General features: G+C 69.8%; 12 protein-coding genes and 1 tRNA gene. 6 read left to right on the top strand and 7 right to left on the bottom strand.

Annotation, left to right across the window (positions count from 1 at the left end):
- Positions 1-62 precede the first annotated feature (62 nt).
- Entirely contained in the window at positions 63-1,370 is a 1,308-nt protein-coding gene (locus L1280_RS00880) for a CNNM domain-containing protein (RefSeq protein ID WP_253580131.1), read from the top strand.
- Positions 1,371-1,421: 51 nt separating this feature from the next.
- On the opposite strand, the gene L1280_RS00875 is transcribed toward L1280_RS00880, so the two are convergent.
- From L1280_RS00875 to L1280_RS00865, 3 genes are all read right to left on the bottom strand, one after another.
- On the bottom strand, positions 1,422-1,811 hold the full coding sequence (locus L1280_RS00875; protein WP_253580130.1) for a hypothetical protein: 390 nt from the start codon (positions 1,809-1,811) through the stop codon (positions 1,422-1,424).
- 257 nt (positions 1,812-2,068) lie between these two features.
- A tRNA-Val gene (locus L1280_RS00870) sits at positions 2,069-2,143 on the bottom strand.
- Between the two features lie 73 nt (positions 2,144-2,216).
- Positions 2,217-3,623, bottom strand: a complete 1,407-nt coding sequence (locus tag L1280_RS00865; protein ID WP_253581052.1) for an amidase family protein — start codon at positions 3,621-3,623, stop codon at positions 2,217-2,219.
- 75 nt (positions 3,624-3,698) lie between these two features.
- Here L1280_RS00865 and L1280_RS00860 point away from each other — a divergent pair, with 75 nt between their 5' ends.
- The 5 genes from L1280_RS00860 to L1280_RS00840 all read left to right on the top strand — a co-directional run bounded on the left by L1280_RS00860 (position 3,699) and on the right by L1280_RS00840 (position 11,798).
- On the top strand, positions 3,699-4,580 hold the full coding sequence (locus tag L1280_RS00860) for a prephenate dehydratase (protein ID WP_253580129.1): 882 nt from the start codon (positions 3,699-3,701) through the stop codon (positions 4,578-4,580).
- A gap of 125 nt (positions 4,581-4,705) precedes the next feature.
- Positions 4,706-5,551 carry an SDR family NAD(P)-dependent oxidoreductase gene (locus L1280_RS00855; protein ID WP_253580128.1) on the top strand — a complete coding sequence of 282 codons (846 nt, stop codon included), beginning with the start codon at positions 4,706-4,708 and terminating at the stop codon, positions 5,549-5,551.
- 68 nt (positions 5,552-5,619) lie between these two features.
- Positions 5,620-6,999, top strand: a complete 1,380-nt coding sequence (locus L1280_RS00850) for a class I adenylate-forming enzyme family protein (RefSeq protein WP_253580127.1) — start codon at positions 5,620-5,622, stop codon at positions 6,997-6,999.
- A gap of 291 nt (positions 7,000-7,290) precedes the next feature.
- Positions 7,291-11,049: a methionine synthase gene (gene metH, locus L1280_RS00845; protein ID WP_253580126.1), complete on the top strand. Its 3,759-nt coding sequence runs from the start codon at positions 7,291-7,293 to the stop codon at positions 11,047-11,049.
- Positions 11,046-11,798 carry a methylenetetrahydrofolate reductase gene (locus L1280_RS00840; protein WP_253580125.1) on the top strand — a complete coding sequence of 251 codons (753 nt, stop codon included), beginning with the start codon at positions 11,046-11,048 and terminating at the stop codon, positions 11,796-11,798. Before metH ends, L1280_RS00840 begins: the two co-directional genes overlap by 4 nt.
- 80 nt (positions 11,799-11,878) lie before the next feature.
- Here the strand turns inward: L1280_RS00840 and L1280_RS00835 are convergent, their stop codons facing one another.
- The 4 genes from L1280_RS00835 to L1280_RS00820 all read right to left on the bottom strand — a co-directional run bounded on the left by L1280_RS00835 (position 11,879) and on the right by L1280_RS00820 (position 16,638).
- The gene (locus L1280_RS00835) at positions 11,879-13,162 is read right to left on the bottom strand and encodes a DUF4139 domain-containing protein (protein WP_253580124.1); all 1,284 of its coding nucleotides are present in this window, start codon (positions 13,160-13,162) and stop codon (positions 11,879-11,881) included.
- Between the two features lie 113 nt (positions 13,163-13,275).
- Positions 13,276-14,268, bottom strand: coding sequence for an ABC transporter ATP-binding protein (locus L1280_RS00830; RefSeq protein WP_253581051.1), 993 nt, complete (start codon positions 14,266-14,268; stop codon positions 13,276-13,278).
- 59 nt (positions 14,269-14,327) lie between these two features.
- Complete coding sequence (locus L1280_RS00825) at positions 14,328-15,374, bottom strand: ABC transporter ATP-binding protein (protein WP_253580123.1); 1,047 nt, start codon at positions 15,372-15,374, stop codon at positions 14,328-14,330.
- Positions 15,375-15,501: 127 nt separating this feature from the next.
- Positions 15,502-16,638, bottom strand: a complete 1,137-nt coding sequence (locus tag L1280_RS00820; RefSeq protein ID WP_253580122.1) for an ABC transporter permease — start codon at positions 16,636-16,638, stop codon at positions 15,502-15,504.

Genomic DNA, 16,638 nt, shown 5'->3' with positions numbered 1-16,638 from the left:
CCTCGCATATCGGGGGCGGGGGCAGGCACGCGGGGGCCGCCCCCTCGCCTAGACTGCCTGCTGTGGGCAATCCCTTGCTGGAATTCGGCATCCTGGTGCTGCTGCTGATCGTGAACGGCTTTTTCTCGGGGTCCGAACTGGGCGTGGTTTCCTCGCGCAAGTCGCGCCTCCAGGCCCGGGCGAGCGCCGGGCACCGGGGGGCGGCGCGGGCACTGGCCCTCGCCGAGCGGCCCGGCGCCTTTCTGGCGACCGTGCAGATCGGGATTACGCTCATCGGCACCATCAGCGCCGTCTTCGCGGGAGGGAGCCTGACCCGCTACCTCGAACCCGCCTTGCGGCCGCTCTTCGGGGAGTCGGCGGGCACGGCGGCGTCGGCGGCGGTCGTGCTGCTGGTGACCTTCCTCTCGCTGGTGCTGGGCGAACTCGCCCCCAAGAACATCGCCCTGCGCGACCCCGAGGGGCTGGCGGCGCGGGTGGCTCCCTTGTTCACAGTGCTCTCGCGGGTGATGCGGCCGGTCGTGTGGCTGCTGGAGGGCACCACGCGCGGCCTGCTGTGGCTGCTGGGGCTGCGCGGCGAGCCGCAGGAAAAGATCACCGAGGAGGATGTCAAGGCGCTCGCCCTGCAAGCCGCCGAAAGTGGCAGCCTGGAGGCGGGCGAAACGGAGCGCATCGACCACGTCCTGCGCTTCAATGACCGCCGGGTCCGCGACCTGATGACCCACCGCGCCGACGTGGTGCTGCTCGCCGCCGGTGCGCCCCTGGCCGAGATCGTCGAGCAGGTCCTCGGGGCGCCGCACGACCGTTACCCCCTCACCGACGCGGCGGGCGAGGTGATCGGGCAGGTGCGGGTGGTGGACGTGCTGCGGGCGTCGCGCACGGGCGAGTCGCTTGTGGACCTGATGCAGCCCGTGCTGTTCGTGCCCGAAACCGCCTGGGCCGAGGACGCGCTCTCGCGCCTGACCGAAGGCGGGCACCAGCGGCTCGCCGTTGTAGTGGACGAGTACGGCCTCTTTTCCGGGCTGCTGACCGCCACCGACCTCCTCACCGAGTTGGCGGGGGTGGACGCCCCCGGCGCGGAGGAGATGATCGTGCGGCGGGGGGACGGCTCCTTTCTGGTGGACGGCGGCGTGCCCATGCACGACCTGCGGGCCACCCTGCCGCTCCCCCGCCAGGACCCGGAGGAGTTCAGCACCCTGGCGGGCTACGTGCTGGAAGCATTGGGCGAGTTCCCGCAGGTGGGGGCACAGGTCGAGGTGGGCGGCTGGACCCTGGAGGTCGTGGACCTCGACGGTCCCCGCCTCGACCGGGTGCTGATCGTGCCGCCACCGGACGTGATCCTGACCACTTCCCACTCGCCCGAGGAAGCGTGACGGCGGGGGCCGGGGAGATTGACGCCAATCTCCCCGGCCCCTCACAGCCCCCTACTCGGCGTGAATTTCCACCTCGTACTCGCAGGGGTTGACGGTGCAGTCCGGCATGTGAACTTCCAAGTTGTAGCGGCCGGTGCGCGTGACATGCAAACCCACCACGGGCTCGTCGTCGTCGGCCGTGTCCGAGGACAGGGTCGTGCCCGCCGTGGTCTTCAACTTCAGGTCGAGGTCGTAGCAGTCGCTGTCGCACGTTCCCAGGAAGTAATAGGTGTACCCGGCGTAGAGCGTCACCGTATGGGTGCGGTAGTAGCCGTCGCGCAGGTTGCCCCGCAGCGTTTCCAGATAGGTGTGGTCGCGGGCCAGGGCGGCCGTGGCGGCCAGGGCCAGCAGCAGGCTGAGGGGCTTGCGGTGGGCGAACAGCGGGCGCAGCGACAGGGTCATGGGTCGGCCTTTCTGAAGCGAGGGGGCTGAAGAGGCGCGGCAGACACGGCGGGCCAGCAGCAGCGGACACTCCTTTCCGGGGTCCGGAGGGTGACCGTGGCCGCCTGCCCCCTTCCTGAACCCTGTGGCGAAAGGGTGACGCACGGGGCGTCAACGGACCGTCAATGGGCGGGGCGGCACGGCCACGCTCCAACTGGAAGCACCCAGCAGAAAGCGGACCACCCCGTGGGGCAGTCCGCCGTCTGATCCTGCGTCGTTGGTGGGCGGTGAGGGATTTGAACCCCCGACCCGTCGCGTGTAAAGCGAAAGCTCTACCACTGAGCTAACCGCCCCCCCAAGCTGCCGCATGCTAGGGCGGACCGGGGCAGGGGGTCAAGCCGCCCCTCCTACAGGCCGCGCCGGCGGTCAGCTCGGGTCGGGCGGAAACTGCACCCCGCCCAGGCGCAGGTTGAGGTCGGCGGCGAGCGCCAGCACGCGCCCGTCGCTCGCCGCCGGGCCGGTCAGCAGCACGCCGGTCGGGGCGCCCTCGTGCAGCCCGGTCGGCACCGTCACGCTGGGATAGCCTGCCTTGGCGCCCACCGAGTAACCGCGCAGCCCCGGCCACAGCAGGGCGTCGAAGCCGTCCGCGAACAGGGGATCGAGGCCCCGCGTCCGCGAGAGTTCGAGGTCGCGTGCCCGCGCCTCCCGGTAGGCCCGCTCCGAGAGGTCGCCGCGCGTGCCCTCGGCGGCGTGCAGCAGCGTCTGCCCGTAGCGCTGGAAGCGTTCGGGGTCCTCGTCGTTTCCGGCGATGACTTCCGCGAGGCTGCGGGGGCCGTCCTGCACCCCGGCGAGGTAGGCATTGAGGTCGTGCTTGAACTCGTAGACGAGCACCTCCAGCCGCCAGCCGCTCAGGTCGGCGGCGCTGGGAAGCGTCACGTCGCGCAGGGTGGCCCCGGTCCCTTGCAGCACGGCCTCGGCGCGGACAAGGGCCGCCGTCTCTGCCGGGGAGAGGGGGCCGCCAGGGGGCTCGCGCATCACGCCGATCTGGGCACCCGCGAGCGCCCCCTCGGGCAGGGCCAACCCCGGCACCGGGAAGCGGCGGCTGGCCTCGTCCGCCTCGTGGGGACCGGCCATCACCCCGGCGAGCAGGGCCGCGTCGCGCACCGAGCGGGTGATCGGCCCGGCGGTGTCCTGGCTGTGGGAGATGGGCACCACGCCCGTGCGCGGAATCAGGCCCACGGTGGGCTTGAGCCCGATCACGCCGCTCTGCTGCGCCGGGCTGAGAATCGAGCCGCTCGTCTCGGTGCCGATCGCCGCCACGCACAGCCGCGCCGCGACCGCCACGCCGCTCCCGCTCGACGACCCGCCCGTGTCAATGCCCTCGCCCCAGGGATTCACCGTCTGGCCGCCCGCCCCGGAGTAGCCGTTCGTCATCCCCAGCGTCATGAAATTGGCCCACTCGGTCAGGTTGGCCTTGCCCAGGATCACCGCGCCCGCCGCCCGCAGCCGGGCCACCAGCGGCGCGTCCTGCCGGGGCACGTGCCGGGTCATCAGCAGGCTTCCGGCGGTCGTGGGCAACCCCGCCACGTCGATGTTGTCCTTGATCAGAAGGGGGAGGCCGTGCAGCGGGCCGCGCCGCTCGGGGGGCAGGGCGTCGAGGCGCTCGGCGTCGGCCTCGGCCGCCTCGTTGACCGTGATGACGGCCCGCAGGCGGGGGTTGTGCGCCCGTAGCCGGGCGAGGTAGGTGCGGGTCACTTCCAGCGCGGTGAGGTCGCCCCGGCGCGTGGCGGCGCTGAGGGCGGCGGCGTCGAGGTCGAGCACCGGATCAGGCATCAGGGGAAGCACCCCGGCAGTGTAGCCCCACCGAACGGCCCACCGGGGCGGGCCGGGCACGCTAGCCTGCCTTCCATGAACGGGTCAGGAACAGCTCCGGCGGGCACGCGGCCCTCTCCCGTGGTGGCCTTTCAGGGGAATCCGGGGGCTTACGGGGAAATCGCTGCCCTGCACGCGCTGGGGAGCGCCGGGATTTCCCACACGGGCGTGGGCACGCGCGGCTTTCCCACCTTCCACGAGGTCGCGGCGGCGGTGGAGGGCGGCGGGGCCGACTACGGGGTCCTCCCGGTCGAGAACAGCCTGATGGGGGCGATTCACCAGACCACCGACCTGCTCGCGGAAACCGACCTGCACGTTGCGGGCGAGGTCGTCGTGCGCGTCAGTCACTGCCTGATGGCGTTGCCGGGTGTGCGGTTGGAAGACATCCGCCGGGTCGTGTCGCAGCAGCCCGCACTCGACCAGTGCACCGGGCTGATTCGCCAGCACGGGTGGCAGCCCGTCGCCGCGCACGACACCGCTGGAAGTGCCCAGGACCTCGCCGCGCGGGGCGCGAGGGACGAGGCTGCCATCGCCTCCGCCCGCGCCGCCGAACTGTATGGCCTGCACATCCTGGCCCGCGAGATCGAGGACGAGCCTTTCAACTTCACCCGCTTCCTGCTGCTCTCGCGCCATGAACCCGAGCCCTCGGACGCGCCGCACAAGACCAGCCTCGTCTTCGCGGTGCGCCACACCCCCGGCTTTCTGGTCGAGACGCTGAACGAGTTGCGAGGTCTGAACCTCTCGCGCATCGAGTCCAGGCCCCGCCGCGACCGGGCCTGGAGCTACCTGATCTACGTGGATATCGAGGGCTCGGCCCACGACCCGCAGGTGGCGCAGGGGTTGGCCGGAGTGCTGAGGAAAGCGAGCTACGCGAAGATCATCGGGAGCTATCCGAGGGCGGCGGAGACGGTGGGCTGAGGCGGAGCCCCGCCAGCGCCCCTGGCTGCGGGTTGCGCCGGAGTGGTTCATAGGAGCTGAACGGGCCACAGGCCATACCCGCCGTTCCGGCCGCATGTCTGGCGGAGCTGTGCCAGCATCGGCCCATGTCCCTGGCCCGCCTACTTCTGTCCCCACCCGCCTGCCGTGACCCGGAGGCGCTGCGGGCGGCGGTCGCGGGTCGCCCGGTCCTCGTGACGGGGGCGTCGTCGGGCATCGGGGCGGCGGCGGCGCGGCAACTGGGGGCGGCGGGGGCCGAGGTGCTGCTGCTCGCGCGGCGGGCGGGGCGACTGGGAGAGGTCGCGGCGGGCATCCGCGCAGAAAGGGGCCGGGCGCACATCTACCCCGCCGACCTGGCCGACCCCGAGGCGGTGAAGGCGGTCGCCGCGCAAATCGGGGCCGACCACCCGGACCTCTGGGCGGTGGTCAGCAACGCGGGGAAATCGGTGCGGCGTTCGGCGCTGGAGGGAGCGGTGCGGGACGATCTGGGGCGGCTGCTGGCGGTCAATTTCAGCGGCCCGGCGGCCCTGCTGCTCGCGCTGCTGCCGGGGATGGTGCGGTGGGGCGGCGTGATCGTGAACGTCTCCAGCGTCTCGGCGCGGCATGTGGGGGCGCCGCGCTGGGGGGCGTATCAGGGCAGCAAGGCGGGCTTCGACCTGTGGCTGCACGCCCTGGGAGCTGAGGTCCGGGGCCAGGGCGTGCGGATCGCCAGCGTGTACCTGCCCCTCGTGCGGACGCCCATGATCGCCCCCACCCGCGCCTACCGCGTCCTGCCTGCCCTGAGCGCGGACGAGGCCGCCCACGCCGCGTTGCTGCCGCTGGTGCGCCCGGTCGTCCGGGTGGCCCCGTGGTGGCTGCGCCCGGTGGAGGTCGCGGGCCTCCTCGCGCCGGGGCTGCTGGCGAGGGGGCTGGCCCGGTTGGAGGACACCGAGCGGCGCTGGGGTCGGCGGTGAGGGCAGGCTGGCGAGCGGTGCGGCGCAGCGGGGTCCTCTCCCCGGCGCCTGCATCCGCTCTGGCGAGGTTGTTGACAACCCTGAGCCGCGAGGGACCGGGCCTGTACGCACTCGCCGCGTGGTGGGCGGGCCGGGAGCCGGAGCGCGTGGCGCTGGTGGACAGGGGCGGCCCCGTGACTTTCGGGGAACTGCGCGAGCGGGCCGACCGGGTGACGGCAGCCCTGGTTCCCCACCTCCGCCCCGGTCAGACGGTCGGGCTGCGGGCCGGGCAGAGTGCGGACGCCGTGGCGGCGCTGCTGGGAGCGCTGCGGCTGGGGCTGCGGGTGGTTCTCCTGAATCCGGCGCAGTCGGAGGTCGCGCTCGGGGCACTGGTGCGGGCACAGAACATGCGGGCGCTGCTGGTGGACGCCCCGCTTGCAAAGGGCGGGTCCAGCGAGGTGCCCGTGTGGGGCCTGGACGATCTGCAAGACGCACCCCCAGCCCGCACAAGGCCCCCACCCCACATGGGTCGCCCGGTCCTGCTGACCTCCGGCACGACGGGCGAGGCGCAAGTCGTGCGGCGCTCGTGGTCGCCGGAGGCGGCGCTGGCGAGCGCGGGGGCGCTGCTGGAGGCGCTGGACCTGCGGGCAGGAGCGCCCACCCTGCTGCCACTGCCCCTCTTCCACGGGCACGGGCTGGCGGCTCTGGCGGTGGGGCTGGGGATGGGTGCCCCCGTTCACCTCGCGGCGGGGCGGGGTGCCCGCGAGCTGTGGGCCATGCTGGAGCGCGAGCGCATCGAGGTGCTGGTGCTCGTGCCTACTGTCCTGCACCGCCTTCTGGCGGAGATGGGCGGGACAGCACCGGTCCTCCGCACCATCGTGTGTGGCTCGGCGCCGCTGGACCCGGCGCTGGCGGTGCGGACGCGGGAGCGGCTGGGCGACGTGCTGTTCAACCTCTACGGCTCCACCGAGGCGGGCCTGATCTCGCTCGCCACCCCCGCCGATTTGAGCGCGGCGCCGGGCACGGTGGGCCGCCCCCTCCCCGGCGTGCGGGTGCGGCTGGAGGGGGACCGGGGCGAGGTCGTGGTGGGGCGTGACCGGGCCACCGGGGACCTGGGAAGATGGGATCAGGCGGGCTGCCTCTTCGTGACCGGACGGGCCGACGACCTCATGCTGATCGGCGGCGAGAACGTCTTCCCGGCGGAGGTGGAAGCCCAGATCGCCGCGCTGCCCGGCGTGCGCGAGTGTGCCGTATGTCCGGTGCCCAGCGCCGAATACGGCCAGGCCCTCCACGCCTTCGTGGTACCGGGGCCGGACGCGCCCGCCGACCCCGAGTGGCACGCCGCCCTGCGCGAGTCCCTGCCCCGCCGCCTGCGCCCGCTGACCTTCACCCGCCTGCCCGAACTGCCGCGCACTCCCAGCGGCAAGGTGCAGCGGTGGCGATTGCAAGAGCCCGCCAAGTCGGGCTGAGCCGGACCTGTCCATTCCACTCCAGTTCACCCTGGAGTCCCCGCGCTATCCTCTTCCCCGTCGTGCCCCTTTGAGCACGGCCATCCAGAGCGCCCGAGGGCTTTTCCCACCCGGTGACGGCGCGGCAACTGGCCCCCATCACGGCCACGGTGCTCCACGGGAAAGCTTCCGCCCGGCCGCCGACGATGGCGCAGCGGGAGCAGGGTGGCCCCAGAGTTGGCGCTGTTTTGACGTATTCGAGAGAGAACAGGCTGCTGCCAGAGGCGCCGCCTGTGTCACCGAGGTGAGGGGATGGCAGATACACAGGGCATTCACGCGCACGCGCGGGAACGAATTCTGGTGCTGGACGGCGCCTGGGGCACCATGCTCCAGCGGGCGGAGCTGACGGAGGGCGACTTTCGCTGGCCGGAAGCGGACCCCCTGCGGATGTACCGGGGCAACTTCGACCTGCTGCAACTCACCCGGCCCGACGTGATTCGGGATGTTCACCGCGCGTACTTCGAGGCGGGCGCGGACATCGCCTCCACGAACACCTTCAACTCCACGTCGATTTCACAGGCCGACTACGGCACCGAACATCTGGTACGTGCCATGAACGAGGTGGGCGCCCGGCTCGCCCGCGAGGTCGCCGACGAGTTCACGGCCCACGACGGTCGCCCCCGTTGGGTCGCCGGGTCGGTCGGCCCCACCAACCGCACGGCCACCCTCTCCCCCGACGTGGAGCGGCCCGAGTTCCGCAACATCACCTTCGACGATCTGGTCGCCGCGTACACGGAACAGGTGGAGGGGCTGTTGGCGGGCGGCGCGGACCTCATCCTGATCGAGACCGTCTTCGACACCCTGAACGCGAAGGCGGCCCTCTTCGCGTGCGAGGAGGTGTTCGCCAGGGCTGGAAAGACCTTCCCCATCATGCTGTCGGGGACGATCACGGACGCTTCCGGGCGCACGCTCAGCGGGCAGACGCCGGAAGCGTTCGCGGTCAGCACCGAGCACGCGAACCTCTTCAGCCTGGGGCTGAACTGTGCGCTGGGCGCGGACCTCCTGCGGCCCCACCTGCGGGCCATCGCGGCGAACACGGAAGCACTCGTCTCCGTCCACCCCAACGCGGGATTGCCCAACGCCTTCGGGGAGTACGACGAGACGCCCGAGCACACGGCCTCCGTGCTGCGTTCCTTCGCGGAAGAGGGGCTGGTCAACATCGTGGGCGGGTGCTGCGGGACGACACCGGGGCACATTCGCGCGATGGTGGAGGCTGTCTCCGGTCTGCCTCCCCGCACCGCCCCAAAGCTCCCGCCTTACCTTCGCCTGAGCGGGCTGGAAGCGTTCACCGTCACCCCCGAGACCAATTTCGTGAACGTGGGCGAGCGGACGAACGTGACGGGGAGCCCCAAGTTCGCCAAGGCGATTCTCGCGGGCGACTACGACGCGGGCCTCAAGATCGCGCGGCAGCAGGTCCAGAACGGAGCGCAGCTCGTGGATGTAAATTTCGACGAGGGGATGCTCGACGGCGAGGCGGCGATGGTGAAGTTCGTCAACCTCCTCGCGGGCGAGCCGGACATTTCCCGCGTGCCGCTGATGCTCGATTCCTCGCGCTGGGAGGTGTTGGAGGCGGGCCTCAAGCGCGTGCAGGGCAAGGCGGTCGTGAACTCGATCAGCCTCAAGGACGGGCCGGAGAAGTTTCTGGAACGCGCCCGGCTGCTGCGCCGGTACGGGGCCGCCGCCGTCGTCATGGCCTTCGACGAGGAGGGGCAGGCGGACAACCTGGAGCGGCGTGTCGAGATCACCTCCCGCGCCTACAGGCTGCTGACCGAGGAGGCGGGCTTCCCCCCGCAGGACATCATCTTCGACCCCAACGTGCTGACGGTGGCGACGGGGCTGGAGGAGCACGACCGTTACGCGCTGGACTTCATCGAGGCGACGCGCTGGATCAAGGCGAACCTGCCGGGGGCGCTCGTGTCGGGCGGCATCTCCAACGTGTCCTTTTCCTTCCGGGGCAACAACCACGTCCGGGAGGCGATGCACGCCGTCTTCCTGTACCACGGGGTCCGGGCGGGCCTCGACATGGGCATCGTGAACGCCGGGATGCTCGCCGTGTACGACGACATCGAGCCGGAATTGCGTGAGGCGGTGGAGGACGTGATTCTGGCGCGGAGGCCGGACGCGACCGAGCGGCTGATTCAGCTTGCCGAGAGCTACAAGGACGTGAAGCGCGAGGCCACAGCCCAGAGCGCCTGGCGCGAACTCCCGGTCGCTGAGCGGCTGAAACACGCCCTCGTCCAGGGCATGACCGACCACGTGACGGAGGACGCCGAGGAGGCTTACCGTCTGCTCGGCTCCCCCCTCGCCGTGATCGAGGGGCCGCTGATGGACGGCATGAACGTGGTGGGCGACCTCTTCGGGGCCGGGAAGATGTTCCTGCCGCAGGTGGTCAAGTCCGCCCGCGTGATGAAACGCGCCGTCGCCCACCTCACCCCGTATCTGGAGGCCGAGCAGACCGGGAGCAGCGGCAAGGGCAAGGTCCTCCTCGCCACCGTGAAGGGCGACGTTCACGACATCGGCAAGAACATCGTGGGGGTGGTGCTCGCCTGCAACGGGTATCAGGTGACCGACCTCGGCGTGATGGTGCCCACCGAGAAGATTCTGGACACGGCGCGGGAGCTGGGGGCGGACGTGATCGGGCTGAGCGGCCTGATCACCCCCAGCCTCGACGAGATGGTGAATGTGGCGCGGGAGATGACGCGGCGGGGGCTGAAGACGCCGCTCCTGATCGGCGGGGCGACGACCAGCCGCGCCCACACGGCGGTCAAGATCGACCCGGCCTACGACGGCACGGTCGTCCACGTCCTCGACGCCAGCCGCGCGGTCGGCGTGGTGGGCGACCTGCTGAGCGACCCGAGCGCCGTGCAAGAGCGCACCCGCGCCGAGTACGAGGCCTTGCGCGAACGGCACGGGGAGCGGCAGGTGCGGCTGATCCCTCTGAACGAGGCGCACGAGCGTGCCCCCCGCCTCTCCCCCGCCGCCGTCCCCACGCCGCACGTCCTGGGGCGGACGGTCATCGAACAGCCCATCGCGGAACTCCTCGACTACATCGACTGGACGCCTTTTTTCATCGCCTGGGAGATGAAGGGCATCTACCCGAACATCCTCACCGACCCCCTGCGCGGCGTGGAGGCACGGGGGCTCTTTGACGATGCGCAGGCGCTTTTGAAGCGGGTCATGGAGGAAGGGTTGATGACGGCCCGCGGCGTCATTGGCCTCTGGCCCGCCCACCGTCAGGGGGACGACATCGTGGTGGAGACGCCGGGACGTCCAACAGGGGGGCGCCGCCAGGGCTCGACCTCTCGACCCCTGGACCTCTCGACCACCACCCTCCACACCCTGCGCCAGCAGCGCGACCAGGCGACGCCGAACACGGCGCTGGCCGACTTCGTGGCGCTCAGAGGCGACCACATCGGCGCCTTCGCGGTCGCCATCCACGGAGCCGAAGAACTCGCCCGCGACTACGAGAGGCAACACGACGATTACATGAGCATCCTGACCAAGGCGGTCGCGGACCGGCTGGCCGAGGCGTTCGCCGAGAAGCTGCACCGCGACGTGCGGACCCATTACTGGGGCTACGCGCCCGAGGAGACGCTGAGCAACGACGACCTCATCCGGGAGCGCTACGTCGGCATCCGCCCCGCGCCGGGCTACCCCGCCCAGCCCGACCACACCGAGAAGCGGACCATCTTCGGCCTCCTGAACGCTGAGGAAATCGGCCTCTCGCTCACCGAGTCCTGCGCCATGTCCCCCGCCGCCGCCGTCTCCGGCCTGTACTTCGCCCACCCCGAGGCGCGGTACTTCGCCGTGGGCCGCATCGGGCGCGACCAGGTGGGGGACTACGCGGGGCGCAAGGGCTGGACGGTCGAGGAGGCGGAGCGGTGGTTGGGACCGATTCTGGCGTATGACGCGGGGAAGTCGAGAAGTCGAGAGGTCGAGAAGTCGAGCGAGACCCCCTCTCGACCGCTCGACGCCTTGACCCCTCGACCCTCTGCCGGAGGCGTGCAATGACCCCCTCCCCCACCCGCATCTCCATCGAACTCGTGCCGCGCTCGCGCAGCGGCCTGCGGGCCGAGCTGGAGGCGGTCGCGCAGCATCTCCGGGGCGTGGACACCGTCAACGTGGTGGACCTGGCCCGCTACTCGACCCGTTCCTGGCAGGGATGCGCCCTGGCCCGGCCCCGTTACCGGGCCATTCCGCATATCCGCGCCGTGGACCTCGACCCGGACGGCCCGCTGGCGATGGCGGACACTCTCGCCGAACAAGGCATCGACGAGGTGCTGATCGTCACCGGGGACGCTCCCGCCGACATGAGTGCCCGCGTGTATGACATGGACGCGGTGCGGGCGATTCGGCGCTTTCGGCGCGAACTGCCGCACGTGCGGGTCTACGCGGGCCTGGACCCCTACCGCCAGAGCCTCGCCCGCGAGCGCGACTACCTGGAGCGCAAGCTGGAGGCGGGCGCCTGTGGCTTTTTCACCCAGCCCTTTTTCGACCTGCGCCTGATGGCGGCCTACGCCGACCTGATCCCTGGGGACGCCGAGGTCTGGTGGGGCGCGACCAGCGTGTTGACCACGTCCTCGCTCGGCTACTGGCGGGCACGCAACCACGCCGTCTTTCCCCGCACCTTCGAGCCGACGCTGGAGTGGAACCGCGCCTTTGCCGCCGACCTGCTCGCCTTCGCACGGGAGCGGGGCCAGCACGCCTATTTCATGCCGGTCAAGGCGGACGCGCGGGCGTATCTGGAAGGGATCGTGTAGAGCGGCCAGCTTCCAGTGACCAGCAAGAAAGGGCCTCTGCTTGAGCGGAGGCCCTTGTGCCGACTGCCGGAAGCTGGCGACTAGCTGTTGTCCACCACCACCGTGAAGCTCCGCGTCGCCTTGCCCCCGGCGGGCACGTCCACCCGCAGCTCGGCGCGGGCCTGGTTCTGGCGGGCGGGCGCGGAGTCGATCACGATGCGGCGGCCGCCCACGATCTCGGTGACCTCGGCCCGCACGGCCCGGTCCTTGCTGCTCTCGAAGGTGTAGGTGACCCGGTAGGTCGTCTTGACCGGGTTGCCCTGCGCGTTGCGTTCGCTGCTCACCGTCTGCACCGCCCGCGTATAGCGCACGTCGGGGTCGTTGCCCAGGCTGAACTCGATCTGGGCACCCTGCGCCGTCTCGGGGATGCTGGTCTGGCCCACCAGGCGGCCTTCCTCGCGCACGGTGATCAATCCGCCGGGCAGGCGCTCGTCGGCCTTGAGGCGGTAGAAGCGGCTCAGCGTGCCCGACGTGTTCTGCGGGGTGAAGTAGGTGTTCAGGCCCGCGTAGCGCTCGAATCCCGTCAGCTTGGGCGTCAGGAAGGGCAGCGTCACCACGCTGTTGGCAGGCAGGGTAAAGGGCGCGGAGAGGGCGTAGCGGTACAGGCCGCGCAGTTCGCCCTGGGAGTTGATGGTGGGGGCCGCTGCCACCGCTCCCGCCGTATCGGCCGCCTCGTTGCGGAACGCGGCCTGGGGAAAGGGCACCGGCTGCCCGCGCACCTCCACGTCCCCGGCGTACAGCTCGGTCGCCTTCACGTCATAGGCGAGGTCGGTGCCGTTGCGGATGTCCGCCAGCGCCGAGAGCTGGGCGCCCTGGTTGCTGGCCCGCAGGGTGTAGCGCGGCGCCCAGGTCACCCCCCGCGTCAGGTACGCCAATGTCCCCGCGCCCGCCTGCGGCAGCGTAAAGGTCAACGTCTGGGTGGGCGACAGCGGATTGACGGGCGGCGCCACATCGAAGCTGAGGTCCTCGTAGCGGGCGGTCAGGTAACGCCCCTGCGCGTCGCGCACCAGCAGGTCCCGCGCCCGGATCAGGGTGACGGGCTGGGTCGACTCGCCCTCACGCTTGAGGAACACCGTCTTTCCCTCCAGTGAGGCCAGCCAGTTCGGCTCCTGCCGCTGCACCGCCGAGGTGAAGGGCAGCCCGTCGAGGTCCAGCGTGCCCGGAATCAGCCCGGCCCAGGCCGCCTCCGGCAGCGTGACCGTGAGCGTAGTGCCCGTCGCCCGCACCGGCTCGCGCACCTCCGCAAAGCTGGGGTAGATGCGGAGGTCCGCCGCCGAGGCCGTGCCGAGTGCTGCCGCAAGTGCCGCTGTCAGAAGCTGTTTCATGAGAGCAGCTTGGCGGGTGGGGGCTGATGAAGTGTGAGAAAGCTGCCACTCGCCAGTCGCCAGCGGCCAGCAAAAAAAGCCCCAGCACAGGCTAGGGCTTTAACGGCTGACCGCTAGAGGATGTCGTCCCGGATGCACGCCTTGAAGTGCCCCGGCCCCACCTCGCGCAGTTCGGGCACGATCTTGGCGCAGTCGTCGATCGCGTAGCGGCACCTCGTCCGGAACACGCAGCCACTGGGCGGATTGATCGGGCTGGGGATGTCGCCTTCCAGAATGATGCGTTGGCGCTTGACGGTGGGGTCAGGCACGGGCGCGGCCGAGAGCAGCGCTTCGGTGTAGGGGTGCTTGGGATTGTTGTTCAGCTCGCGGCTGGGCGCGATTTCCATCACGCGGCCCAGGTACATCACGATGATGCGGTCGCAGATGTACTCCACCACCGCGAGGTCGTGCGCGATGAACAGCACCGTCAGGCCCAGTTCTTCCTGAAGGTCTTGCAGGAGGTTCACGACCTGCGCCTGAATGGATACGTCGAGCGCCGACACCGGCTCGTCCGCCACGATGAAACTTGGGTTCACCGCGAGGGCACGGGCAATGCCGATGCGCTGGCGCTGCCCGCCCGAGAACTCGTGGGGGTAGCGGCGCATGTGCTCGGGGCGCAGCCCCACCTTGGCGAGCAGGTCCGCGATGCGGTCGATGCGGTCGCGGCCGGGGTGCAGGTTGTGAATCTGCATCGCCTCGCCGATGATGTCGGCCACCGTCATGCGTGGGTTGAGCGATGCGAAGGGGTCCTGGAAGATGATCTGCATTTCCCGGCGGTAGTCGCGCATCTGGCCCTTGGAGAGCTTGGTGATGTCGGTCCCGTTGAAGATGACCTGCCCACCCGTTGGCTCAATCAGGCGCAGAATGGCGCGTCCGGCGGTCGTCTTGCCCGACCCCGACTCGCCCACCAGCCCGACCACCTCGCCGCGCCCCAGCTTGAAGGACACGTCGTTGACGGCCTTGACGTTGCCCACCACGCGCGAGAGCAGGCCGCCGCGAATGGGGAAGTACTTCTGGAGGTTGTTGACCTCCAGCAGCGTCTCGGCGGTCTGGGGCGCCGCGACCATGCCGGGCGTCTGGGCGGCCACAGACACGTCGCCGGGGTCGGCGGTAATCACCGTGCGGGTCATGCGTTCACCTCATGCTGGGCCTGCTCGAACTCCTGCCAGCGGATGCAGCGGGCCACGTGGCCGCCGCCCGTATCGAACAGCGGGGGCACCGCCTCGCTGCACGCCTCCACTGCGAACTTGCAGCGCGGCTCGAAGGGGCAGCCGGGGGGCAGGTTGAGGGGATTGGGCACGTTGCCCGGAATCGCCTCCAGGCGCTGCTTGGGCTGGCCGGGCACATGCGCGGCGTCCCCGGCACGCGGAATCGAGTTCAGCAGCCCCATGGTGTAGGGGTGACGCGGCGCCTTGAAAATTTCGACCACGTCGCCCTCTTCCACCACGCGCCCGCCGTACATCACCACGACGCGGTCGGCCATCTCGGCGACCACCCCGAGGTTGTGGGTGATAAACAGGATGCTCATGCCGATTTCCTGCTGGAGCTTGCGCATCAGGTCCAGAATCTGCGCCTGAATGGTCACGTCGAGCGCGGTGGTGGGCTCGTCCGCGATCAGCAGGGCCGGGTTGCACGACAGCGCCATCGCGATCATCACGCGCTGACGCATCCCGCCCGACATCTGGTGGGGGTACTCGTTCACGCGCTTCTCGGGGGCGGGGATGCCCACCAGCCGGAGCATCTCGGTTGCCACCGCCAAGGCCTCGCGCTTGGTCTTGCCCTGGTGCAGCATGACCGCCTCGCCGATCTGATCCCCGATGGTGTACACCGGGTTGAGGCTGGTCATCGGCTCCTGAAAGATCATCGAGATGTCGTTGCCGCGAATCCGGCGCATCTCGGCTTCCGGCAGGTGCACGATGTCCTTTTGCACGCCGTCTTTGCCGGTGAACAGAATCTCGCCGTCCACGATCTGGCCGGGCGGCATCGGAATCAGGCGCATGATCGAGAGGCTGGTCACGCTCTTGCCCGAGCCGGACTCCCCCACCACCGCGAGCGTCTCGCCCTTTTTGATGTGGAAAGTCACCCCATCCACACTCTTCACCACACCGTCATCGGTGTTGAAGTACGTCTTGAGGCCATTGACGGCCAGCAGAACCTCACCCTGATGGGTCATCTTTCCTCCATCTCCTGCGCCACGTTGCGGAACACGCCCGTCATCATACAGGCATCACGGGGGGATGAGTTGCGCCGCCCCGCGTGCGTGGGGCGGCGCTGTCAGAAAGCTTACGAAGCCGGACCGCTCATGACCGCTTGCGCGGGTCGAAGGCGTCGCGCAGGCCGTCGCCCAGAAGCTGGAAGGCCATCACCGTGAACACGATGAAGAAGCCGGGAATCAGCGTCCAAGGCCGCTGGGTGAAGCTGGAAAAGCCGCCTTCCTGCGCCTGGGTCAGCAGACTGCCCCACGACACGTACGGCTCGACCGCCCCGATGCCCAGGAAGCTCAGGCCCGATTCAGTCAGGATCGCGCCCGGAATCCCCAGACTCAGACTCACGATCACATAAGTAGTCATGGTGGGCAGCATGTGCCGCCACATGATGCGGCCGTTGCCCGCGCCGAGCGCCTGCGCCGCCGACACGAAGTCCAGTTCCCGCACGCTGAGCAGTTGTCCACGGGTCACACGGGCCAGGCCGCCCCAGCCGATAAATGCCACCAGGCCCAGAATCATGTACAGCGCGAAGATCGGGTTGATGTCCTGGGGAAACACCGAACGCAGCAAAATCAGCAGGAAAAGGGTCGGGATGCTGGCCAGCACCTCGACCAGACGCATGATGATGGTATCAACCACACCCCCGAAGAAAGCGGCCATCGCGCCCATCAGCAGGCCGATGATCGTGGAGATCAGGACCGCCCCCACACCGATGGTCAGCGAGATCTGCGAGGCATACATAATGCGGGTAAAGAGATCACGGCCCAACCCCTCGCCACCCATCAGGTACACGTTGCAGTCCGGATTCTCCTGCCCGGTGCCGAACAGGTGGATGTTGCCCGGAATCAGCCCCAGCAGACGGTACTCGTCGCCGCGTACGCCGAAGTAGATCGGGCAACGCGTGTCGGTGGGCTGGTACTCGTTAACGAAGGTTTCGAGGTTGAGCTGCTGCGCGTACTGGTATACGAAGGGCCGGGTAAAGGCTCCCGTTTCCGGATCGCGGAAGTGGACCGGCGTGGGCGGGTGGAAACGGGTGATGTTGGTGGTCGAGTAGCTCGACAGCCCATCTGGTGCAAGGAAGGGTGCGAAGATCGCCATCAGGTACAGCAGGATCAGGAACGTCCCGCCGACCTGGGCGAGGCGGTTTTTGCGGAACTGTGCCCAGGCGACCGAGAGCTGGGATTGGCCCTTGGTGCGGGGAGCCTTGGTGGTAGGAGAAGTCGTGGTCAT

This window comes from Deinococcus sp. HSC-46F16 (assembly GCF_024171495.1).
Classification (GTDB): Bacteria; Deinococcota; Deinococci; order Deinococcales; family Deinococcaceae; genus Deinococcus.
The sequence above is the reverse complement of the archived record's forward strand: the minus strand, read 5'-3'. Positions and strand labels throughout refer to the sequence as shown.